The 24,243-nt window shown below is 37.6% G+C and carries 19 protein-coding genes; 5 read left to right on the forward strand and 14 right to left on the reverse strand.

Features of this window, described 5'->3' with window-relative positions:
* Positions 1-110 precede the first annotated feature (110 nt).
* Positions 111-935: a DUF368 domain-containing protein gene (locus IEV09_RS10940; RefSeq protein ID WP_188368346.1), complete on the reverse strand. Its 825-nt coding sequence runs from the start codon at positions 933-935 to the stop codon at positions 111-113.
* Positions 936-1,102: 167 nt separating this feature from the next.
* Positions 1,103-1,627, reverse strand: coding sequence for an AAA family ATPase (locus IEV09_RS10945; protein WP_188368347.1), 525 nt, complete (start codon positions 1,625-1,627; stop codon positions 1,103-1,105).
* Positions 1,628-1,696: 69 nt separating this feature from the next.
* On the opposite strand from IEV09_RS10945, the gene IEV09_RS10950 reads away from it, so the two are divergent.
* Positions 1,697-1,975 carry a DUF1294 domain-containing protein gene (locus IEV09_RS10950; RefSeq protein WP_209651435.1) on the forward strand — a complete coding sequence of 93 codons (279 nt, stop codon included), beginning with the start codon at positions 1,697-1,699 and terminating at the stop codon, positions 1,973-1,975.
* A gap of 48 nt (positions 1,976-2,023) precedes the next feature.
* Here the strand turns inward: IEV09_RS10950 and IEV09_RS10955 are convergent, their stop codons facing one another.
* From IEV09_RS10955 to IEV09_RS10975, 5 genes are all read right to left on the reverse strand, one after another.
* Positions 2,024-3,541 carry a DUF1846 domain-containing protein gene (locus IEV09_RS10955; protein WP_188368348.1) on the reverse strand — a complete coding sequence of 506 codons (1,518 nt, stop codon included), beginning with the start codon at positions 3,539-3,541 and terminating at the stop codon, positions 2,024-2,026.
* Positions 3,542-3,646: 105 nt separating this feature from the next.
* Entirely contained in the window at positions 3,647-5,665 is a 2,019-nt protein-coding gene (locus IEV09_RS10960) for a hypothetical protein (protein ID WP_188368349.1), read from the reverse strand.
* A gap of 127 nt (positions 5,666-5,792) precedes the next feature.
* Positions 5,793-7,874 (reverse strand): DUF5054 domain-containing protein, encoded by a 2,082-nt coding sequence (locus IEV09_RS10965; protein ID WP_188368350.1) that lies wholly within the window; start codon positions 7,872-7,874, stop codon positions 5,793-5,795.
* Positions 7,875-7,930: 56 nt separating this feature from the next.
* The gene (locus tag IEV09_RS10970) at positions 7,931-10,015 is read right to left on the reverse strand and encodes a DUF5054 domain-containing protein (RefSeq protein WP_188368351.1); all 2,085 of its coding nucleotides are present in this window, start codon (positions 10,013-10,015) and stop codon (positions 7,931-7,933) included.
* Positions 10,016-10,037: 22 nt separating this feature from the next.
* Positions 10,038-10,781 carry an SDR family NAD(P)-dependent oxidoreductase gene (locus IEV09_RS10975; protein ID WP_188368352.1) on the reverse strand — a complete coding sequence of 248 codons (744 nt, stop codon included), beginning with the start codon at positions 10,779-10,781 and terminating at the stop codon, positions 10,038-10,040.
* 95 nt (positions 10,782-10,876) lie between these two features.
* Here IEV09_RS10975 and IEV09_RS10980 point away from each other — a divergent pair, with 95 nt between their 5' ends.
* The gene (locus IEV09_RS10980) at positions 10,877-11,737 is read left to right on the forward strand and encodes a helix-turn-helix domain-containing protein (protein WP_188368353.1); all 861 of its coding nucleotides are present in this window, start codon (positions 10,877-10,879) and stop codon (positions 11,735-11,737) included.
* Positions 11,738-12,193: 456 nt separating this feature from the next.
* Here IEV09_RS10980 and IEV09_RS10985 read toward each other — a convergent pair whose 3' ends face one another.
* From IEV09_RS10985 to IEV09_RS11000, 4 genes are read right to left on the reverse strand one after another with little or no spacing between them, the layout of a single operon-like run.
* Positions 12,194-14,620 carry a glycoside hydrolase family 38 N-terminal domain-containing protein gene (locus tag IEV09_RS10985; RefSeq protein ID WP_188368354.1) on the reverse strand — a complete coding sequence of 809 codons (2,427 nt, stop codon included), beginning with the start codon at positions 14,618-14,620 and terminating at the stop codon, positions 12,194-12,196.
* A 24-nt stretch (positions 14,621-14,644) separates the two neighbouring features.
* On the reverse strand, positions 14,645-15,304 hold the full coding sequence (locus tag IEV09_RS10990) for an RraA family protein (protein ID WP_188368355.1): 660 nt from the start codon (positions 15,302-15,304) through the stop codon (positions 14,645-14,647).
* A 1-nt stretch (position 15,305) separates the two neighbouring features.
* Positions 15,306-16,484 (reverse strand): M24 family metallopeptidase, encoded by a 1,179-nt coding sequence (locus IEV09_RS10995; protein ID WP_188368356.1) that lies wholly within the window; start codon positions 16,482-16,484, stop codon positions 15,306-15,308.
* Between the two features lie 6 nt (positions 16,485-16,490).
* Positions 16,491-17,558, reverse strand: a complete 1,068-nt coding sequence (locus IEV09_RS11000; protein ID WP_188368357.1) for a mannonate dehydratase — start codon at positions 17,556-17,558, stop codon at positions 16,491-16,493.
* Positions 17,559-17,805: 247 nt separating this feature from the next.
* Here IEV09_RS11000 and IEV09_RS11005 point away from each other — a divergent pair, with 247 nt between their 5' ends.
* Both IEV09_RS11005 and IEV09_RS11010 read left to right on the forward strand, forming a co-directional pair.
* Positions 17,806-18,429 carry a TetR/AcrR family transcriptional regulator gene (locus IEV09_RS11005; RefSeq protein ID WP_188368358.1) on the forward strand — a complete coding sequence of 208 codons (624 nt, stop codon included), beginning with the start codon at positions 17,806-17,808 and terminating at the stop codon, positions 18,427-18,429.
* Complete coding sequence (locus tag IEV09_RS11010; protein WP_188368359.1) at positions 18,426-18,836, forward strand: DUF2871 domain-containing protein; 411 nt, start codon at positions 18,426-18,428, stop codon at positions 18,834-18,836. The genes IEV09_RS11005 and IEV09_RS11010 overlap by 4 nt, the downstream gene beginning before the upstream one ends.
* Before the next feature lie 43 nt (positions 18,837-18,879).
* Here the strand turns inward: IEV09_RS11010 and IEV09_RS11015 are convergent, their stop codons facing one another.
* The 3 genes from IEV09_RS11015 to metE all read right to left on the reverse strand — a co-directional run bounded on the left by IEV09_RS11015 (position 18,880) and on the right by metE (position 22,764).
* Positions 18,880-19,182 carry a DUF2087 domain-containing protein gene (locus IEV09_RS11015; RefSeq protein WP_188368360.1) on the reverse strand — a complete coding sequence of 101 codons (303 nt, stop codon included), beginning with the start codon at positions 19,180-19,182 and terminating at the stop codon, positions 18,880-18,882.
* 467 nt (positions 19,183-19,649) lie between these two features.
* Positions 19,650-20,513, reverse strand: a complete 864-nt coding sequence (metF, locus tag IEV09_RS11020; protein WP_188368361.1) for a methylenetetrahydrofolate reductase [NAD(P)H] — start codon at positions 20,511-20,513, stop codon at positions 19,650-19,652.
* A 4-nt stretch (positions 20,514-20,517) separates the two neighbouring features.
* A complete protein-coding gene (metE, locus tag IEV09_RS11025; protein WP_188368362.1) occupies positions 20,518-22,764 on the reverse strand; it encodes a 5-methyltetrahydropteroyltriglutamate--homocysteine S-methyltransferase in 2,247 nt (748 codons plus the stop codon).
* Positions 22,765-22,897: 133 nt separating this feature from the next.
* Here metE and IEV09_RS11030 point away from each other — a divergent pair, with 133 nt between their 5' ends.
* Positions 22,898-23,821, forward strand: a complete 924-nt coding sequence (locus tag IEV09_RS11030) for a LysR family transcriptional regulator (protein WP_188368363.1) — start codon at positions 22,898-22,900, stop codon at positions 23,819-23,821.
* Positions 23,822-24,243: the final 422 nt, after the last annotated feature.

The raw sequence follows: 24,243 nt of genomic DNA on the forward strand, positions 1-24,243 counted from the left end.
TATTTATCTTATCATCCTAGCTATCTCAACAAAAAAAGTCAATTTTGAGCGATGCGAATCAAAAAAAAACATCGAATATGCGTATTTGGCATATTCGATGTTTTCATTTCTTATTTATATTTTTCTTCTAGTGAACTCATCCATTTACCTAACAAGGCACCGGCGATAAGCATGACTAGACATAAGCCATATTGCATCCAACCGAATCCGACATAATCTGTTGGAATAATCATAATTGTTGAAGCAAAGACAATTCCTAAAATAAAATGGAATAATTTAGAGAAATGGCTTTGGAAAATCGCGTCCATCACTTTTGATAACGCAAGAATACAAACCAAACCACCGATAGCAATCGGTAATAAAATACCAAAGTCCATTGATTTAATGCCATCAGACATCGCTTTATACATACCCATGTACACTAAAAAGTTCGACGGGCTTAGTCCAGGAACAATAATCCCTAGAGCAATCAATCCACCGGCAATCATCCAAGTGAAGAAGTTTTGATCGACCGTTCCGAATAAATTTTGTCCAAAGAATAAGAACAAAATACCTAACACAAAAGTAACGACTAAAATCGTTAAATCTTTCGTATCACGACCTTCTTTCCCTGCTTCTCTCCAAAGCGCTGGTGCGGTTCCAATAATACAACCGACGAAGAACCATAAAATAATCGTTTCATAATTGCCTAATAAAAAACTAACGCCAAAAGATAGCAGATAAATCCCAAAAACTCCACCTAATCCTACAGGTATAAAATACAAAACATTTTCTTTAAAGTTTCGCGTTAGATGTGCCAAGAATGAGATAATTCGTTCATAAATTCCAAAAATCGCTGCTAATGCGCCACCACTGACTCCTGGAAGAATAAAACCTGAACCAATAAACATTCCCTTAACAAAACGCAAAAACCAATCTTTCATTGCATTTGACATTCTTTTCTCCTTTATCAATCATACTCAAAAATTTCTTTACTTTAATGATGATACCGAAGTTTCCAGTGTTTGGAAACCAATTTCGCTAAAAAAAGAGAGAACTTTTACTTTTGTTAATGATTTTCAATAAGATTGGAATCGATAATTTCTATTATTGACTCTTTAGGCTATAATGATAGCAATCTTTGTTGTATTATCCTTGTATTTTGTTCCAATGTATTCGTTCCATCGATTGTAAGCATTGGAATGTTTGTACTTTCCATCCATGAAAGAATCGTGTCTGGTGTTCGAGATTGAACGAACGTCAGAAAATCTTGTCGTGAATGATAAAGATCCGTGCCTTTTTCTAGAGAGCCATATCGCTTCTTGTCTCTTTGAATAACCCTTTGCACGCGGATTTCTTTTGCAACATCGACATAGACAATTAACGACAGGCTTGGTACGAGCTCCTTTGAAAGACTGGAAACATTCCCACCAATAATAAAGCCTTTGGGTGCTCGTGCGATGGCTTCCATCATTAACTGACTTGCTTCTGAAGCTTTTCGTGGATTCTGATAGTCGTGTTGTTTTTCAAACCAATAATCCTCGACCTCTAGTAGATCAAATGCGAGCTTTTCGGCAGCGTATTTTGCAAGTGTCGATTTTCCAGCACCATTTAAACCAACAAGGACAATACCTGTTTTATTTGTCACTTTATTCATCTCCTACAGCATCATTGATACCTATAAGAGTATCATACTAAATAGAAAAGAGGCCTTCTTTTGAACATTTACCCATGGATTTATTTCTACTTCTTAGCGATGAATATCGTTGCTTTTTTCTTAATGTCCAACGACAAAGCGCGTGCGCGAAAACGTGAACGACGAATTCCCGAAAAAAACCTTTTTATTACCGCTTGGTTAGGTGGTTCTTTAGGAATGCTACTAGGCATGCAGATTTTTCGTCATAAGACCAAACATCGCGCATTCACCCTTGGCATCCCAATGATTCTGTTACTACAAATTGGGTTGGTGCTTTATTGGTATTATGCTATAAAATGACAAAAAATCCCCTCACGTTATTTTTGTGAAGGGATTTTTTTTATGATACTAGATATAATAAAGATTTTTCGATGGGAAGTTTGGATCACATGTTGAAGAGATACCTAAACTACGTAAAACTTGTTCATCGTCTTTATTTAAAATCACCGTTGAATGGGCTTGGCCATCTCTTAAGGCACTTAATTTACTATAAGCTAATTGTGCGGTTGGATTGGTGACTGCACTGATCGATAAGGCAATTAAAATTTCAGAAATATTGAGTGACGTCACACGTCCTTCTAATTCTTTGGTTTTTAATTTTTGAATCGGTTCTAAAATATTTGGTGATAACAGTAAAATTTCATCACCGATGTTCGCTAAGGTTTTAATCGCATTTAATAAAGCCGAAGCACTGGCATCCATTAATTCTGATCCACGACCGGTAATAATCGTGCCATCCGTTAACTCAAGCGCCATAACAGGTGGCGTGAACTCTTTATCCCAGTCAGGTGAGTCTTTTAGTCGTTCAGAATACTCACGTGCTGGTGATACACTATTGCGGTCTTCTGGTTTCAAATCGAGCTCTTCCATAATGATTTGCATCCGATTTAAGGCATCAATATCTGTTAGCCCTTTTTTATAATTGCTTTCCGTTTCAAAATAACGGCGAATAATCTCTTGTTTTGCTGCTTCTTGCACGACATCATCATCGGTAATACCAAAACCAATTCGGTTCACACCCATGTCTGTTGGTGAGTGGAATTCCGCTTCTTTTCCAGTAATACGCTCAATTGTTCGTTTAATAATCGGGAATGTTTCAATATCGCGGTTGTAGTTAATCGCGACTTTTCCATAATAATCATAATGGAAAGAGTCAATCATATTAATATCTTTTAAATCAACCGTTGCGGCTTCATAAGCAATATTCACTGGGTGTTTTAATGGAATATTCCAAACAGGGAATGTTTCAAATTTCGAATAACCGCCTGTGTGACCATAACGACTCTCGTGATATAACTGGTTTAAACAAGTCGCTAATTTCCCACTACCTGCACCAGGACCCGTTACAACGACAATCGGTTTTGTTGTTGGAATGTATTCATTTTGACCAAAGCCTTCATCGCTCACAATTTGATCGACATTGACTGGATAGCCTTCGATTTCACGATGGGTATAGACTTTCATTCCACGTTGACGTAATTTATTCATAAATATCTTCGTTGATGGTTGCCCGTTATAACGCGTAATTACAACACTATTCACTGCTAATTCGTAGTCACTTAACTCGTCGATTAAACGTAAAATATCCATATCATAAGTGATACCGTAGTCACCACGAATTTTATTGCGCTCAATATCACCTGCATACACACAAATAATAATCTCTGTTTGATCTTTTAATTTGTGCAGCAATTTAATTTTTGCATCTTCATCAAAACCGGGTAACACTCGTTTAGCGTGCATATCACCAATTAGTTTACCACCAAATTCTAAATACAGTTTATCATAATTGTTCACGCGTTCTAAAATATATTTCGATTGCTCTTCAATATACTTCTGTGGATCAAAACCAATTTTCTTTGTCATATTACATACCCCTCATCTATAGTGACTCGAAAGAAATGCTCTTTATCCATTCAAACAGAAATCGCGACAATTGACAACTAAAAACTGTCTATTTTTAGCAAAAAATTAGTTAATCACCCTTTCTAAAATAATTGTTTCATAAGCCTTTAATTTGTAAGGGAATACAAAGTGAGTTCCATGATTAATCAGACTTTCAACGCACATCCCCTCCCTTGTAATTAATAGTACTGGGATTACTTCTAATTGTTCCTCGCCTGGTAAGCGCACACGAATTTCTTCATAATCATCTAACGAGAAATTCGTAAAATAAAGACGATTGTCATCTTGTTGAAATTGGACAACAGGCATATCAATTACATATGCCACCGCCGTATGTTTTAGAAAACGTTTAATAATTTTTTCTTTATAATTAATGTACTGTCCGTCCCAAGCATATTTCAAGTGATAGCTAATCGGTAAGACAAAAAACTTACCCACTTGTTGGGCCATCCCAGTACCAAACATTTCACGATTCTCATTGTACAAGCTCGTTAGCTGTTCCACTTTTGATTCATACGTGATATTCGCCCAATTTCCAATTTGTTGCATCACGGTCATTCGTGCATGGTGTACGCCTTCAATCGCTTCGGATCCATTCCACTCTTCATATGTATGTTGACCTGTTTGCGGTACTAACCACTGATAAGCTTCTGCCTGAATCAAATATTCCAACTGACGCTCAAATAAAATCGCCGCACTCGTTCCATCAAGTAAGACTTGATTGTGGTCAAATAAGTGAATGATTGCCTCATTACTTAAGTTTCTCAATAGTTGATCGCTGATTGCTATGACTTCTGAGACAAGCGGTTCTTTTCTGGCAACGTCCCATAGCGTTGCATTGATTCCAAATGTCGACAACAGTGCTAACCATTCAAACTCACGTGGCAACATTTCTTCCAACGTGCCGTTTGCCCCACCTTGTCTTGTTTGAACCGTCATTGGACTATATAAAACTCTGACGCCTTTTAAATGATGGCGATTGATTGGATTTTTTGCGCTGTAATCCAGTAACGACTTACTCTCAGCTAGAATTTTTTGATGATTGTACGATTGCACAATACCATTTCCCATCATGTCATAAAAGTTAAACAAAATTCCTTTCGCCCCAATTAAAAGCGTTGTTTCTAATTGTAGTTGAGTGAATTTATTTGATTTGGCATACATCGAATACATATAATTTTCAAGTTCAGGTAACATTCGAGCATCCTTTGGCAACAGGTCTGCCACCGGTCGGACATTCCGATTAAATTCACGAATGTATTTTAAGCCGGGAACTTCGTTGTAACTTGGCAAATGCGGACGCGAGGTTGCCGGCTGATTGATTGACAATTTTTCGAATAATTCATGCCAATTTCGTCCCTCTAAAGCATGGTATTCTGGCTGTGAAGACATTAAGCCTACTCGTGTTTCAGGTGATACCGCATCGACTGCTTGTGCAATCGCAGCTGCAAGTTGGTTCATCTCACACGATGCTTGCTCTAAAAAGACGAGTCGCTCCTTCGTCGGTCCACCTTCTTGGAAGACTCGTTCCACAAAGGCTTCACGAGTCCATTCTTCACCTAATTTTTGATTAAATATTTCCATATGTCCTTCACAAAAACAGCCAAATGTTAACGGTTTATGATTAAAATGACGAAAATCATCATCTAACCAAATATGATCTGGCTTAACACTTGCATACATTCCATAAATATCCGCAATATAAGCTACAAATTGAGGATCTGCCGGGCAAGCTACTGCTGTTGCTTCCACCCCTTGGTAATCGACCATTGTCCGAAATTGAAATTCTCGACTTAAGACACGACCGCGATCACTATGTAAAAGGTTGGTCCAAGGATTCATCGAAATCGTCACGGGTTCGTCCTTTAACTCTTCCATGAATCGTTTGGTCACTGCCAACCATGGTTCCGCTTGTTTTTTCGTTAAATGGCCAACATTTAGTTCTTCACTATTAATAATTAAATTAATATCATCCAACTTCGCCTCTTGAATAAAACGTTTGAGTTCTGTCATCTTTGCTTGATCCCACTCATGAGGATCAATTCCTAAACGTAGTGAATAAATGTATTTATCGGATGCTGTCATCTTACTATTCCTCCATTTTCTATCCTTAATCATAACTAAACACTCGATGTTGCTGATTTCGTATAGGCTTATCTAATTTTTTACAACAAAGAGAGCCTGTCAAAAATGCAGTCTCTCTTTCATCTATTTAGTAAATTTCAAAATTAGCTGAGAATCTAAAAGTCATATCATCTTCAAACCAATCTGGGAAATTGGTTCCCCAAACGTTATTATATAAGTTAATAAAAATCCCTTCGTTTAGCGACGGTTGTTCTTGGTCAAATTTAAGCAATCCTCGACGCCCCATTGAAATAAGCGGTGCGGTTTCGCTTTGAATTTGTACACGACCATCCGCTCCACTATAGGTTAGTCCTTCAAACGAAAGCCCATGTAGATTACGATTACCTTTGACTACAACATCGTACGGTGAAATCGCATCACTCAATTTATGCATTTTCCAACGAGAAGGCGTATTGACTTTTAGTGATGTTTCTAACCAGTAACCCTCTGGCATCCGATTCGCTTGTTTTCCTTCCCAACGATACGTTCCGTCAATCGTGCCATTGACCGGATCAATGACATACGTTAAGCGATTTTTCACTGGTAAGCCCCAATTTTCCACATCAAAAGGACGATAAACGACATCAATCGCAATTGTCACTCGCTCATCTGTTTGAGTAATCGTCCCAGATTCCACCATTGGTTTGATCAATTCATAGGTTATTTCTGGATACGCTTCAATACCTCGTTTATTAAAATCAACGAGTGCCCAAGTTGCGGTATTTTGATTTAAACGGCTATATTGATTCAAGTATTGTTGATAATTCCCTTCATCAAAACGTTCATAAGATAAGCCACCAAATTCACGGCCCGCTGTCACAATCTCTCGGTCTTTAACTTTTAAGTAACGAATGCCACCACTCACGCCGATACTTAATTCCACCTCATTCGGTAATTGATAAATATAACCAACCTTCAACGCTTCCGTTTGCACAAGCGGTTTAATCGGTTGTTCATTATCCTCAAAGACTATTAACGCTTCGTTCTTTTTATCAGGTGCTAAGCAATCTAGCGCATTTTCAATGTATTGTCGTTGCTCGTTCCATGAGTCTTCATAGAGGCGATACGATCGTTTCGGACGCATTTCTTCTGAATCGATATCAGTGCTAATAAGCGCCATACGATCGGCAAAATCTAAATAACCAGTTGTTTTAAACTGAATATCGTCTTTTTCGCGAGCTTGTTTAAAATCTTCTAGTAAATAGTTACGATAATCAGGTAAGAAGACATTACCATTTCCACCCCAAGTATGTTCGACTATCATTAATAATTGATCAGAAAAAGCTATATATTCTGAACTATCTTCAATTAATTCACCGCTAGCTAACCATTGATCACGTAAACGATATAATTGACGTAGTTGTCCTATTTTTTTAGGATCGGTCCCAATTCCATGAATCCATGAATCTGCAATCTCTTCTTCAACAACTGGTAACGTCTCTTTCTTACTCCATGCATACGCTGCAAATTCATCTAGACCTGAAGGGATTAATTCTACTCCTGGATGATTTTTGGCAATTTTACTGAATATTGCATCGACTTCTTCAACGGTTTTCGGTGGCCCTTGATTGTCATGGCTATGAGCAAAATAAAGCATTTCATCCCAACCTTCGCGAGCGAATAAATCACCATAGTCCTTTGCATAGTGAACGATAATTTCCGAACCATCCTTCCCACGCCAAACAAACATTTCTGGTACATCCGGAATTGAGGTACTCGCGTTAACACCAATATGAAGGTATTTCAATCCAGCTTTAGCCATTAAGGGTACAATCGCAATTGTATGACCTGGAACATCGGTCATTTTAGCAGCAATCGTCTGTTTATCAAATGTTTTATCCAAATTTTGTGATAGAGTCAAACTATAATCAAATAATTTCTTGTCCATTAACTCTGTCCACGTCGTATGAGCTAATCCGTGCCACTTAATTGTTCCAGTTCGTAATGCTTTACGTAGTTCATTTTTCTTACCTTCGCTGACTGTAGATAATTTCAAATAGTAATCAATCAGCCACGAACCTGTCGTCCAAGTGAATTTATCCGGACGTTCTTGACCTATTTGAATTGCTCGTGGAATAAAATCTTCCACATAATTATCAATCACTCTCTCCGCTAAATCCGTAAAACCTATATCTAAATGTGTTTTATAAACAACATACATCTTTTTCATTGATTAAAACCCTTTCTTATATTGGTAGAATTTTTATTTGTCTTCCCTGTTCTTTTTTAATAGACCTCAAACGATGCTCCGAACTTAAAGGTCATATCATCTTCAAACCAATCAGGGAAGTTAGTGCCCCAGGTATTATTATATAAATTCACAAATATTCCTTCATTCAACGAGGTTTGAGCTTGATCGAATTTCAGTAAACCACGACGTCCCATTGAAACAAGAGGAGCTGTTTCACTTGTAATTTGTAACAATGCATCTGCTCCTTGATAAGTTAATCCTTCAGACGACAAGCTGTGTAAATTGCGATTCCCTCGGTTCACAACACTATACGGTGACAACTCATAGTTGATTTTATTGATTTTCCAATGGTAAGGATTATTGACTCTTAAGGATGTTTCTAACCAGTAACCTTCTGGCATACGATTGGCTTGTTTGCCTTCCCAACGATACGTGCCCTGAATCTTCCCTTCACTCGTATCAATCTGATAAACCAAACGATTCTTTTGTGGCAGTCCCCAATTTTTGACATCAAAATCACGATAAATCACATCAACAGTAATCTCAACTTGGTTACCAGTTATCTGAATCGTCCCGGCTTCAACTATTGGTTTGATGATTTCATGATAAATTGAAGGATAAGCTTCAATGCCCCCTTTATTGTAATCAACTAACGCCCACGTTGCGGTGTAGCGACTTAAACGACAATATTGATTCATAAATTGTTGGTAATCGCCTTCATCAAAACGTTCATAAGATAAGCCCCCAAACTCGTTGCCTTCTTTAACCAACTCTCGTTCTTTAACCTTTAAGTAATTGATACTACCATTTGTTCCAATACTTAATTCGACTCCGTTAGGTAATTGGTAAATATAGCCAACTTGTAACATTTTTGATTGTGTGAGTGGTACAATTGCTTGGCTATTTTCAGCAAAAACAGCGGCTACTGCAGCTTGTCTTTTTGCTGATAAACATTGTACTGCTTGATGAATGTATTCCCGTTGTTCTTCCCAAGAACTTTCCAGTAACCGATACGAACGTTTTGGACGCATTTCTTCTGAATGAATATCTGTTGCAATTAATGCTAAACGATCAGCAAAGTCTAAATAACCCGTGGATTTAAATTCAATCCTATCTTTTTTTCGCGCTTCTTTGAAATCTTCAATTAAATAATTGCGATAATCTGGTAAAAAGACATTTCCATTACCACCCCACGTATGTTCAACAACCATGAGTAACTGATCTGAAAAAGCCGCATACTCTGGACTATCGATTGTCAATTCACCACTGACTAACCACTGATCGCGTAATTGATATAATTGGCGAAGCTCGCCCACTTTCTTAGGATCTGTTCCAACTCCATAAATCCAAGTATCACCAATTTCTTCAGTCACGACAGGTAACGTTTCTTTCTTACTCCAAGCATAAGCAGCAAAATCGTCTAAACTTGATGGGACGATTTCGACTCCTGGATAGTCGTACGTTAATTGATTGATGACTTCATCAATTTCTTGTGTTGATGCTGGCGGCCCTTGATTGTCATGACTATGAGAAAAGTAGAGCATTTCGTCCCAACCTTCACGAGTAAAGGCCGCTCCATAATCTTTAGCGTAATGCACAATGATTTCAGAGCCGTCTTTTCCACGCCAAACAAACATTTCTGGAATATCTGGCAAAGAGGTACTCGCATTTACCCCAATATGCAAATATTTTAAACCTGCTTTAGCCATTAACGGCACAATCGCAATCGTGTGCCCCGGAATATCGGTTAGTTTAGCCGCAATCGTTTGTTTATCAAATGTTTTATCCAAGTTTTGCGATAAGGTTAGACTATAATTAAATAATTTCTCATCCATTAATTCGCAATGCGTCGTCGTTGATAGTCCATGCCATTTAATCGTTCCTAGACGAATAGCTTCACGTAAATCTTCTTTTTGATTTTCTGTAACCGTCGACAATTTCAAATAATAATCAATTAACCACGAACCCGTAGTCCAGACAAATTTGTCTGATCGTTCTTTTCCTAATTGAACGGCTCTTGGGATGAAATCGTTCACATAATTATCAATTACATTTTTAGCTAAGTCGGTAAAACCAATATCTAAATGGGTTTTGTATACAACGTACATTTTTTTCGTCATTGTGTTGTTGACTCCTTTTATTTTAGTAACGTAATAAATTTTCTGAATAGCCACCATCAATTGTTAAAGTCGTACCTGTCATATAACTAGATAAGTCGGATGCTAAAAATAAAGCCGGGCCAGCAATTTCTTCAACCGTTCCAACGCGACCTAACGGAATCCAAGCTTCAAAAGGCAACTCAGTAAGCAATTCGGCATTCATTTTCGTTCGAATCGCTCCAGGAGCTAAATTATTTACACGAATGCCCACTTGTCCAAACTCCAAGGCAGCTGTTTTTGTAAACATCGCTAGAGCTGCTTTCGCCATTGTATAATAATTATTTCCTCTGACTGGAATCCTTTCATGAATCGACGTCACATTGATAATCGAAGCACCCGAACTCTTTTTTAGCTCCGCTAACAGTTGATTGATTAACCAAATGGGTGTTTCCACGTTAACTTCTTGTGTTTTTTGATAAGTCGCTAATTGAAAGTCTTCAATCATTTCATGGTATTCCACACCCGCATTGTTGACAAGAATATCTAAAACATTCGTTATTGCTTTTGTTTGTTTAATTAGCTGTTCTTTTTCTACTTGATGATTTAAATCTCCCCAAACAAATAAAAAGCCATTTTCATCCGCTACGTTTTTAGTCGCTTCTAATTTTCGTCCATGAATAATGACTTTAGCGCCAGCTTTTTTATAAATTTGAGCGATAGCTAAACCAATGCCGGTTGTAGCACCGGTAATTAAAGCGGTTTTATTTTCAAGATTGCAAAAGTTCATTCTTTCTCCCTTCCTATTGACTATTTAAATCCGCGCCACTATGATAACTCTATACTGACTTTTCAATAACTATAGTTTAACACGGGGTGAGGATATTGGAACCGATTCAACATGTTATTGCAAAAAATATTTTCGAGACAACTTCTGAAGTTCATTATGAAATTCATCGTTTCATTGACCATCACAATTTTCCACAAGTCCATGATTTTTATGAGTTTTCACTCATTTTAAGTGGCCAATTAACAATTCTCATTGATCAACAAACAGAAGTTCTAACGGAGAATCAAATTTTCTTTATAAAACCTGGACAAGTTCATGATAAAAAACAACTTCCCGACACGACCCACCTTAATGTTGCGTTCTCTAAACGCCTAATCGACGAAGTCTTTCATTATCTCGAGCTCACCCATTTAAAAAAGCTGACAATCGAAACCTTATTTTCTGAAGTCCAAACACTCTCGTCTTCGGTTATGCGTACGATTCTCGATTTAATTCAAGAATTAAATGTTTTGGCTTTTCAAAATACGTTTCAAAAAAACAGCTTATTAAAACTACTTTTAGCAGAAATCATTGGACGGCATTACCTTTTACTCGCTGAAAAAAAGCAACAAACAAAAAATAAAAATTATTGGTTTAATGACCTCTTACTCGCATTAAATCAACCAGAAAATTTTACCCAAGGCGTCACGGTGCTGACAACCCTGACAGATAAGAATCAGAGCTATGTGTGCCGAATGTTTCAAAAAGAACTCGGCACGTCTCCTTCAAAGTATATTAACCATCTAAAAATCAACTATGCAGCGAACTTAATTTTGCACTCAGATTATGAAATAATTGACATTGTTTATGAATCTGGTTTTCAAAGTGTCAGTTACTTTTATCAAGTATTTAAAGAAGTCTTCGCAATCACACCGCAACAATTAAAACAGCAAATGAGCGATCATCAACTATTTTGATTGTATATTTGAAGCAAGCATCAAGAGGTAACTCGTCCTTTGAAAAAATCAAAGAACGAGTTTTTTTAACCTCGCTATTTCTCGTAGTTAGGCGCACATAAAAAACTGTAAAAAAACATACGTTTGAGATTTTTTACCCATGCGCTCTCCCTACGATAATGTTTTCGATTTAAGAAGCCGTTAGATTAATTAAACAGCCTTTAACGAACATTCATTTAGAAACAAGTGGAGTGGACTGACGAAAAGTCGACTTGCATGGGACTGTGCTAAAACATGAAATATGAATTACTTTTTGTTAGTGTTTTAGCACTTGCAAAGAGTTTGAAATTTCCAAGTCGAGAGACTGCGAATCGACTTGGTCTCGTAACTCTTTAAGTAAGCCAATTTTTCGTAGGAAACATAACCTGTAGCCTATTCAGATAAAAAATTCATGATTTTCTTAATGCTAAAACAGCCTTAAATTGGTATATTAATGATTCCTTGGTTAGTTCGTTCGGCTTGTTTGATTAGGTCTTCTTCGTCGGTATTATTGTGAACAAGCAAGATATCGTATTCGAATTCATAAGCCCCTGAGATATCGGCTTTGAAATTTGTTTCCCAGAAGTTGTTCATTGGCCATGAGTAAACAAGTTCGCGATTTTTCGATGCACTTGTTTCTTGGCACAATTCAATTTCATGGTGTTTCAAGTCACCCAACCAAATAAGTGGTGCGTCTTTTGTTGTAACGACTAAGGCATGTTCTTTTCCGACAAAAGTCATACCATTATTTAATAAGTAGTAATCGGTATTCGTTCCTGGTAATTGGTCAATAGTCGGTCTAAAGACACCCCCTGATTTTTCAGCAAACAACGTATACTCTTTGCCATACGAAAATGGTAATGGGATATATAAATTCTCTGGTGCCCATTCATATTGTTTTAAGATCTTAACAGCAACTGTCATACGTGGACTGTCTTTATAAACTTTTAGGCTCACTTGATATAAGCGTGTTCCTTCTAGTTCGTATGTTAATTCTGCTACTGTGTAAATTGGTCCATCATTCACAATTTGTAAATCAGTTAATTGTGCTACATAGCGTTTCGCTGCTCGCCCTTTACGGTTACGTCCAAGTAAGCGTCTTGATGTCCCGGGGTCCTTCGTCATCGGGGTAACTTCATATACACCTTCAAATGGACGATACATACTTGATGAATGGATTAACTCAACATTTGTCTTGCGATCAATCATACTTGAAATTCCATTGTCATCAAAGTAAATTGCTAAGAAATCCGTAATAATTTTATGTACACTTGCACGATTTTCATAACCTGGATAATCGCCAATATCTAGTACATTATCCGTTGCGCGAATAGCTAAATTACTGTTTTCGATAACTAGTGCGTCTTCTTTCGTCCGTAAAACTACAATTCGTTCTTCTTTAGCTGCTAACGTTAACGGGAACGCTACAGAATAACCACGAATCGTTGGTGCCATTTGACTTGGAATCACTTCACCGGTCACAACATCAACGACTTCGACAAAACCACCATGTTGATAGTAATTATAATATGAACCATTGACCTCTTCCCAATGATCGATATTGACTTTTCCGTAATCAGCTACGGTTTCATTATGTGGATTAATGACTTTAAATTGCTTGTTACGATACAGTGTTGGACTCACTTCACCATAGTGACTCAATATTTCCATCATGTTTTTTGTGATTAACGTATGCGCATTGACAGCATAAGCCGAATTTTTGTAATCGGCTTCGTTAACTTCGGTATCCCAAGGATGGCTAATTGAAGCCGCATGTCCCCAAGAATGTTCAGCAAACATCATCATTTGTTGTTCCGTACCTTCCAACCACTCTTCTTTCCCAAGTTCGCCAGTCGGGTCAAGTTTTCTCGTTAGATGGTATTTTCTCTGAGCTGCACGATAAATTTTGATAAAAGCCGGTGTTGAATCTGAACCATCTGCCCACCAATCCGGCCAATCGCCACGATACGTTGGAAATTCAATACCAGAACCACGTAGCTTATCAAAGAATCCTTGTAATGTTGTCAACTCAAGCTCAATTTTCTCACCATGTGTTTCGTTCCAACGATGAATCACTTCCATCATTCTCGGGCTTGGTGCTGAATTATCTGTTAACACACCTGAAATCATATTTGGAATAAAATCATATGGATAATCTTCTTTTGCTAAATGGTCAAAGTAAGAAAAAATCTGTTTTTCTGTTTCAGCAAATTGCGCATCCGCTTCGGCTTGCCCATAGCCGTTTGGAAATTGCTTCGTAAAATCACTATTTGGGGTAATAAAGAAAGGATTGGCTGTTTGATAATGGTCACCATTCCAAACAAGTAATTTATTGCCTTTTTTCGTTTCCCACCAAAATGGGATTTGTTTTTTAAATAATGGGAACATTCCGTGATGGGTATGTAAACAAGAGTAGAAATTGTTAATGCCACTTTCGAACATTGCTTCTGCGTAACCCCAAGTTGCCCCATTTATATCAGCAATCATTGCGCTATCACCATGCACACCTAAATCATCAACGTATTTCTTTGCTTGGGCAAACTTTTTACGTTGAATCGTATCATCGACTAATTCATTCATATTTAAGTACGTCAACGATACTTCAATTTTGCCTTCTTTCACACGTTGTTCAAAGCGTTTTTGTTCTTCTTTTGTACTATTACGATAAAATTCTTCAACTTGCCAATAATTTTCGCACGTATAGTGATAGCCATCCCACTCTTTTTTCCCGGTATCAATTTGATCAAAGAACTCCAATAGTTGTTTCATAAAATCAACGTAATGACGTCCGATGCGTTCCTGTGAATCCGTATAACCAATATCTGTATGTGAATGATGGATTAAATACATTTTCTTTTTAGTCATGGTTTTCTCCTCTACCTTATCAAATTATAAAATGCCAAATGTGGCAAAAGCTTCCGTTGCAGACATCCCCTGTTCAATCGCTTTTCGAACATTTTTCTCACCACGTGCTTTTTCAAGCGAAAGATGAATCACTTCCGTAATGCGGTCTTTTGGAATAATTAACACACCATCAACATCACCAAAAATTAAATCCCCTGGGTGGATCACGATGTTACTGATTTCAATTTTACATCGAAAATCAACGACTTGCGTTCGTACTGAAGAATCTTGTGCCCAACTGCCCCAAGAAAAAACTGGCCAATTTTGTTCTAAAACTTGTGGTGTATCGCGATGATAACCATTAACTACTGCACCAACTGCACCACGCATCCTTGATGCACATGTCAACATTTCCCCCCAGTAGGCACAACGTTGCGTGCCGCCCGTAGCAATATAAATTTCATTTTCCTTTAAATCATCAAGTGCTTCTGTTAATAGTCCAAAAGGTTTTTCTGGCGGTCCAAAGACATCAATCATCAAAACTGGCATCGCAAAACCCACGATTTTCATCTTTGCCTCAATCCCTTGAATTTGTGCTGGTAAAAATTGATGATAATAACCAAGTGTATCTAAAATGTCACCGACAACCGGCGTATACAATTCTTCTTTGATTAAAGTTAAAAGTTCATTCTCATTTTTCCACATCCTATTTCCCTCCAAATTCTAAATGCGTTCTACGTTCCCCAGTTAATCCGGTTATGCTACTGGATAACCATTCCACACCACTTTCAGTGACTAGTAAATTATCTTCGATTCGAATCCCACCCTCAATTTCTGCACCATAAATTCCTGGCTCAATCGTCAAAATCATGCCAGGTTCCAGAACTTGCTGACTGAATTCATTAATCGCCAAAGCTGGATCGTGGTATTGATAACCGACGCTATGGCCTAAACCGTGGGTGAAAAATACTGCTAAATTTTCAGACTGCAACGCTTCCTTAGCAATTGCCTGTAAGTGACTAAACGCTACACCCGGTTTCATTGCACGAATTGCTGCAAGTTGCGCCTTTTCAACTTGTTGATAATGCCAAAGTTGTTGATGATTTGCTGTTCCAACCACACCTGTCCGTGTTAAATCAAGCCAATAGCCATCGATACAAACGGCTAATTCTAATAAAACCAGTTCAGATGTCTCTAACATTTTTGTCGTTGTCCGATTAAAGGTCCCTGACTCTAAACTATTTCTCCCAGCTTGGATTTGTGGATAACAAAGAACGAAACGACAACCACTTGCCATTGCTTGTTGCTTAATACGCGTTTCAATTGCTAATGCAACCTCGTACTCTGTTACGTTCGAATGCAACATTTCATAAAAAGTTTGTAAGCCAACTTCAGCGATTTTATGTGCTGAACGAATTTTTTCAATCGCCGTTTTCGATTTATGTTTACTAAAAGATTGAATCAGGGGCGATTCATCACGTACCGTAACATTCGGTAAATCTAAAAGTTGCTGCCACCACTCATAAGGCATCCCACCTTGTTCCGCCCCATTGGCTGGAAGTGAAGCGTTTTTTGGTAGCAGACTCGTACCAATCGTCAATACTTCTAATTTTTGTCGCCTTTTATAAGTGGCTAACGTCTCAAAATCATCGACACTAATAACCTTAACTTGCTCGTTTAGATTTCCTTGGATTAAGCTTATATCTGGCTCATTTTCAGGAATAAATAAAATCGGTGCCTGATTTCTAAAAACGAAAGCAAACGAACGACCCCAAAAAGGAAAGTAATCAAAAGCCATCACTAATTCTTCTGGATAATGCAAAATCAAGACATCGATTTTGGTTTGCGTCATGACTTGTTGCATTTGTTTTATTTTTTCATCCATTATTATTCACCTATTGTTTTTTTCAAGCATCTGCATCAAACCACGCATATAACCAAGTGCAAAAGCCATACCTGCATGCCACGGGGCATCGCAAGTCATTTGCGGTGTATGATCGGGAATTAAGACCCCTTCAAAATCATGTTTTTTCAAAATCCTCATACATTCGATCATATCAATATCACCTTCATCAACAAAAACTTCATAATAATCTGGAACTTTTCCTTTTACATTGCGGAAATGCACATAAGAGATTTTCTTTTGCGAAGCATATTGTTCTAACGAGTCATACGTGTCACCGTCTGACATCTCTTGAATACTACCTAAGCAATATTCCAACATGTTACTTTGACTAGGGACTAAATCAATCAATGTTTGATACAGATCCGGTTGATAGACCAATCGTCCAGTTTGTCGCAAGACTGGCATCGGTGGATCATCAGGGTGTGCCGCTAACGTGACACCTGCCGCTTCCGCGACGGGTAGCATTTCTTCTAAAAAACGTTTTAAACGATCCCAAATTTCTTCTGCACTGACTTTACCGACAGGCGTCCCCGTTACTTGGTCGCCATAAGTCATATTCCAAACTTCTCCCGTTGGAATCGCTAAATCAATCGGTAACTCATCCGCTGAAAAAGTGGAACTAATTGCGTTACCTCGAGCGACTGGTTTTTTACTATGTCCCCAAACACCCGCGATACTAAAATTATAACCAAATGTTTTAATACCGGCCTTACCGACGTTACGGATAATCTCTTTTAAACGTTCCATTTGCTCGGCTCTTTTTGGACCATCTAGTAAAACATCGTACCAATCACCAGGTGAAAAATTTTCGATTCCATAAAACTCTAAGCCATAGTGTGCCATTTGTTCTTTTAAGGCAATTAAATGCTCTAATTCCCAAATCGGATCTTTTTCTCGAACCTTTCCGTAGTTGACCTCACCATCGGTCGCGGGTAATATTTCCTCATAATAATTTGCTAAATGAGCGATGATTGCTGTACAACCTGCTTGTTGCGCAAATTGAAAATTTTCATCCGTCAACATGTGACGATATAATCCTAGTCCTAATTTCATGAGTCCCTCCTGTAATCGTTTTATTGATACTCACAGTCTAGAGCTCTTTGAATAAAATATCTTCTTGTATATTGACAATGGATTCCACTATATTGACTTTTTATAATTTCTTTCTAACAATGAACTAAAATACTAAGCATATCTATCGACTTCTACTTTTTACTATGATAAATTAGTTAAAGTGACAAAGTGTCACTCGGCGAATACCTATAAAAAAGATAAGACTCAAAGCGAAAGGAGAATCATTTTGCCCAAAGAAACATTTTTGAATTTACCGACTGAACGCCAACAACGAATCGATACGATTTTGTTAGATGTTTTCTTTAATAAGCATTTAAGCCAAGTTAACGTTTCTGAAATTGTTGAAAAAATGCAAATGTCACGTGGTGCGTTTTATAAATACTTTGAAGATTTAGAAGATGCCCATCACTATATTGTCAAAAAATATTCCGCTATTATTCATCAAGATATTCTCCAGTACGCAATGATGGACGAGTCGAATTTTTTTAAGGGGATTCGTAACTATTTTACTTGGTGCACCCACTTAGATAAAAACGAGGATTACTGGAAAGGTTTGGTCTTATTAACGCGAATTAATTACCAATCAACCGTGAAACAAACTGATTTTAAACGCGATTCCATTTATGCAGAAAAATGGATGGCGCTCTTAGAAAAAAATCACTATCAGATTGATTCGCCAGAAGAAGCAACACGGTTATTATTTTTCATGATGGAGATGGTCAACGATTCGTTAACCAACTGGATTATGAATGAATGGTCACCAAAGGATTTCTTACAAGACTTCGATTATCGTATCAAGTGGATTACCCAGGGAATAGCAAAAAAGAGAAAAGAGGATGAGAATCAATGAACAAATTAGCAAGAGCCAGTATGACTTATGCCTTAATTGGCGTCCTTTCAGGACTGTTTTACCGTGAGTTTACAAAAATGAACGACTTTACGGGTTCAACACAACTCAGTGTTTTACACACGCACATTTTAATTTTAGGAATGTTTTTCTTCTTAATCGTTTTACTTTTAGAAAATGCCTTCAACTTAACAGCTGAGAAAAACTTCAAAAAATTCTATATCTTATACAATAGTGGCTTCGGTTTAACTGTTACTGTCATGCTTGTACATGGTATTTTACAAGTTTATGGCAAAGGTGGACACCCTGCAGTTAGTGGTATGGCTGGTCTTGGTCATATCATCTTATCGATTGGCTTAATTTATTTCTATCAAGTACTAATGAGTGCTGTTAAGAAAAAATCCGCTTAATCAAAAAAAACATCCTCAGGAGAAAATTCCCGAGGATGTTTTTTTATTTTGTTTTTACGGTTGTTTCACTTAACCGATACTGACTGCCATCGCTTGTTCGCTCAAAAAAGCCAAAAGTGACTAAGTAACGTCTTTGCTCCACATGTTCACCTGCTGGATAGAAACTCATCAACGCTTCGTTGATTTCTATTTCAGTATATTTTTTATCTCGCTCAAATCGTTTGATAAATTCATCTAACAAAATATACTTCTTCTTTTCCTTCGCTGGAACATTTATAATCTTGTCATTTCGCATAAAATTTGCCAATACGTTCTCTTTTTCTTTTTCGGTGTATTCGTATTTCATTTAGCCATTCTCCTAACTATCCGTTGTTTTTAGTCTAACAAATTTTCATATCTTAATGGTATACTTCATGATACACTTGCTTTTATTCGAGTTCAAGATTGTGCTGATGTTCTTTTGAAGTACCATTTTAAATTTTATGAACTAAAAAATCGTAAAGGAGCCTAACAATGAAGTACCTCAATATAAAATTTCTTCTAATCACTAGTTTCTCCCTATTAATCGTTGGTCTAGTGCTATCAGTTAATTGGTTCCCTGTCAGTACGGTTGGAATGACTGAGGAACAGAAACAATACTTACTGGAAATTGGGTCCATCCACCGCCCTTTAGGAAGTACCATGATTTTCCTTTCAAAAATACTCTTTACCTTAGTTGTTATAAAAGGACTTTATGTCTTGATCAAATCGCTCATCCGTTTCAATAAAAAATAAGAACCCGAGAGACTTTTTCTGTCTTTTGGGTTCTTACTTTTATTGTACGAGACTCACTGTTTTTCGCGCGAACAACGACTGGGTATTGGCGACAATGTGTTGTGCGACTTTGGCATCGTTCATCGTATACAAATGAATGCCTGCTACGTCTTGTGTGACAAGATCAACAATTTGATCGACCGCATAAGCGAGTCCTGCATCTCGCAAAGCGATTGGATCGTGTTCATACTTTTCAAGAATCGCTAGAAACTTGCGCGGGAGTTTCGTTTGCGTTGTTTTCAATAAACGTAACGCCTGATTCCGATTGACTATCGGCATAATACCGGCAATCACTGGTGCTTCAATATCGGCTAATTCACACGCTTCTTGAAATTGATAAAAACAATCATTGTCCAAGAATAGTTGCGAAATCAGTTGGTCACAACCGGCTTCGACTTTCTTTTTTAAGTGTTTGATATCCGTTAAGCGACTGCTTGATTCCGGATGAATTTCTGGATAGCAAGCGCCACTTAGTTGAAATTGTGGGGCAACTTCTTTAATATAACTCGTCAATTCACTGGCATATTGAAAATCGGCTTTTGGTGTCAATTGAGGCAATACATCGCCGCGTAAAGCCAAAACTTGGTGAATACCTAATTGATCAAGTTCATACAAAACCTCATCAACTTCTTGTTTTGATAAATAAGTAGCGGGTAAATGGGCAATCGTCGAAATGTTTAATTCTTGATGAATATAACGCGCCACTTTGACGGTTGTATCTGCCACATTATTCGTCCCATTACTACAAGTGACACTAATGAATTCTGGCTCTAATTGCTGCAACGTTTGGAGTGTTTCAAATAATTTATTGATACCAATCGTCGTATTCGATGGAAAAACTTCAAATGATAGTCCTTGTAACAATGGCCTACAACTCCTCTCGTATTGCCTTCACTGCCTCCGTCATATTTGCTAAACTTTCTCTTGTTTCTGGAATTCCGCGTGTTTTTAAGCCACAGTCTGGATTAATCCAAACTTTTTCAAGCGGCACTTTCGTTAAAATGGTTTGAATCGTTTGTTTTATTTCGTCGACGGCTGGCACACGTGGTGAATGAATATCGTAAACACCTGGTCCAACTTGCGTCTTGAAGTTTTGACGTTGCAATTCATCTAAAATGTCTAAATTCGAACGTGAGGCTTCAAATGAAATCACGTCGGCATCCATTTGATCAATCGCTGGAATAATGTCCGTAAATTCGCTATAACACATATGTGTATGGATTTGCGTCTCTGGTTGGACTTTATTGTGAACTAAGCGAAATGCTGGAATTGCCCAATCTAAGTATTCATCATGCCAATCGGTTTTTCTTAGGGGAAGTTTTTCTCTCAGTGCAGCTTCATCGATTTGGATAATTTTAATGCCATTTGCTTCTAAATCAAGCACTTCTTCTTGGATCGCCAAAGCAATTTGATAAGTGGATTCTTTTAAGCTAATGTCTTCGCGTGGGAATGACCAGTTTAAAATCGTCACCGGTCCTGTCAGCATGCCTTTGACAATTTTGTCCGTTTGACTTTGAGCATATTTCGACCATTTCACGGTAATCGCTTGTTCACGTGCCACATCGCCCCAAATAATCGGCGGTTTCACACCACGCGTTCCGTATGACTGTACCCAACCATTTTGGCTGAATAAATAGCCCGATAAGTTTTGACCAAAGTATTCCACCATGTCATTACGTTCAAACTCTCCATGAACTAAAATATCTAAGCCAATCGACTCTTGCCATGTTAACCAGTCATTGATTTGCGCTGCGACAAATTGATCGTACGCTTCTTGTGTGATTTCGTTGCGTTTCAATTTCGCACGGGTTTGTTTGACTTCTCTTGTTTGTGGGAATGAACCAATTGTCGTTGTCGGTAAAACAGGCAACTGGAAGCGTGCCGTTTGTAGTGTTTCTCGTTCACTAAATGCAGGCTTTCTTGTAAAATCATCTTGTGTTAACTGCGCAATTGTTTGACTGAGTTCTTCATTCTTTTCAAAGCGTTGACTTGCAAAAAGCTGTTTATTTTGTGCAAGTTTTTCAGCACCTTTACCCGATAAAATAGCATCTAAATCGAGCAATTCGTCTAATTTTTCTTTAGCGAAAGCAAAATGTTGTTTAATTTCTGTTGAGAAATTTTCATTTTCTGTTGTAAATGGTACATGCAATAACGAACAAGAAGTATTCAATACGATATCCGATACATTCAGTGATTCGACTAACGCCACTGTTTTTTGATAATCGTTGCGCCAAATATTTTTACCATTCACGACACCTGCATACAATGTTTTATCTGACGGAAAACCACTTTGAACGAGGGCTTGGTTTTGAATGCCTTCAACAAAATCCAAACCAATCGCATCAACTGGTAAACCAATTAACGTTTGATAGACATCACGGACATCGCCAAAATAGGTTTGTAATAAAACGGCTAACGGTTTATCTGCTAATAGTTTTTGATAAATCGCTTCAAATTCTTGAATGTCTGCTTGATTCAAATCTTTGACCAAACCTGGTTCGTCAAGTTGAATGGTCGTTGCACCTAAATCGGCTAAACGCGTTAAAATTTCTTTATAGGCGACAATCAATGCCTCAGTTGTTGCTTGACGGTCAACGCCAGCTTCGAATTCACTCAATTGTAAAAATGTAAATGGTCCTAATAAAACCGGACGCGTATCAATCCCTAAAGCTTTCGCTTCTAAATATTCATCAAAAATTTTCGTTCCTACGACTTTAATCGCTGTTGTTGCTTCAATTTTCGGCACAATGTAATGGTAATTCGTATTAAACCATTTCTTCATTGGACGGGCTTTGATATCCCCTTTTTCTCCTTGATACCCACGAGCTAAAGCAAAGTACTTGTCTTGTTCAGATAAATCAATTGTCTCTAACGCTGCTGGTACAACATTTAATAGAAAACTCGTATCGAGTGTCGCATCATAAAACGAAAAATCATTACTCGGAATTAAATTAATCCATTTTTCTTGAATCAATTGCCAATGTTTCTTTCTTAAATCCTTACCAAAATCGGCTAATGCTTCGCCGTTAATCTCATTTCTAAAATATTTTTCTGTTGCGTATTTTAATTCTCTTTGTTCTCCGATTCTTGGAAAACCGATAATTGTTGTTGTCATGTGTGATTCCCCCTCAAGTTGTTAAGAACTAATCTATCACGCTTTGTTGATTCGCGATAATTGATAAAAACAACAACTAGTTATAGCTTAAAACTATACCTTCTGCTATATTATATAAAACAGGAGGGATTGTATGCGCTTAGAGCAGTTAATTTATCTAGAAAAAATCATTGAAAAAGGCTCGATTAACGAGGCTGCAAAAGAGTTATTTTTAACGCAACCGAGCTTATCCAATGCGGTAAAAGATTTAGAAAGTGAAATGGGCATTCAGATTTTACTCCGTAACGCACGTGGTGTCAGCTTGACACCAGAAGGGCGCGAATTCTTAGCCTACAGTCGCCAAATCTTAGATCAAGTCAACTTACTAGAAGAAAAATTCAAACATACCCAGCCACGTAAACAGGCTTTTTCGGTATCGGCTCAGCATTACGCTTTCGTCGTGCATGCTTTTGTGGAATTGATTCGTAGTGTCGATTCCAAAGAATATGATTTTACTTTACGAGAAACTGAAACTGAAAATATCTTTTCTGATTTAGCCAGTTTCCGCAGTGAGTTAGGTGTTTTATATTTGAATTCCTTTAACCGTCAAGTCATGACCAAACTTTTTAATGAAAAAAACTTAGTCTTCACACCACTCTTTGACGCTAAACCACACGTCTTTGTGAGTCGTGACAATCCATTAACCAAAAAGAAAAAACTAAAATTAGAAGATTTAGAAGAGTATCCTTACCTCTCCTATGAACAAGGCGAAAACAATTCGTTTTATTTTTCAGAAGAAATCTTAAGTACGTGGGATCGCAAAATGAACATTAAAGTCAGCGACCGCGCGACGATTTTTAACTTAATGGTTGGATTAAATGGCTATACGATTAGTTCAGGTATTATTAGTAGCGAATTGAACGACGATAAGATTGTCGCCATCCCACTGGATCATGAAGACACGATGACACTCGGCTGGTTAAAACAAAAACAACGAGAACTCAGCCCCGCTGCCCGCCTTTATTTAGACATGCTAAAAAACCATATCCAACAATACGGCTTTAAAATTTATGAATAAGAGGTCATGAAATGAGCGATTAATGACGAGTAATAAGTAAAGAATCGTTTGAAAGTGTTCTTTACTTTCAAAAAGATTCTGACTTATTACCGAGTCATTGCTCATTACATACCGTTTCAGATAAGAGGCTATTTTTTGAGCGGTTAGACGCGAAAGATAAGAAAAGTCTCCGAAAAAAATGGCTCTTTCATTTTTATCGGAGATGACTTATCTCTGAGTGTCTGCTTAAAAAATGCCGTTTTGCATAAGAGGCTATTTTTTGAGCGATTAATGACGAGTCCGATAAAAACCCTCTTGATGACTGTACACTATCCGCTCCCCTACAAGAATACCTCGGCTTTAATGAGCCGTTGGACCGCTTCGATCCTATGGTCTCTCAGTCTTTCGTTTTTCAAACGTAGCCTAATGCTGCTAAAGCAGCA

Origin of the sequence: Enterococcus alcedinis (assembly GCF_014635985.1) — a bacterium.
Taxonomy (GTDB): Bacteria; Bacillota; Bacilli; order Lactobacillales; family Enterococcaceae; genus Enterococcus_I; species Enterococcus_I alcedinis.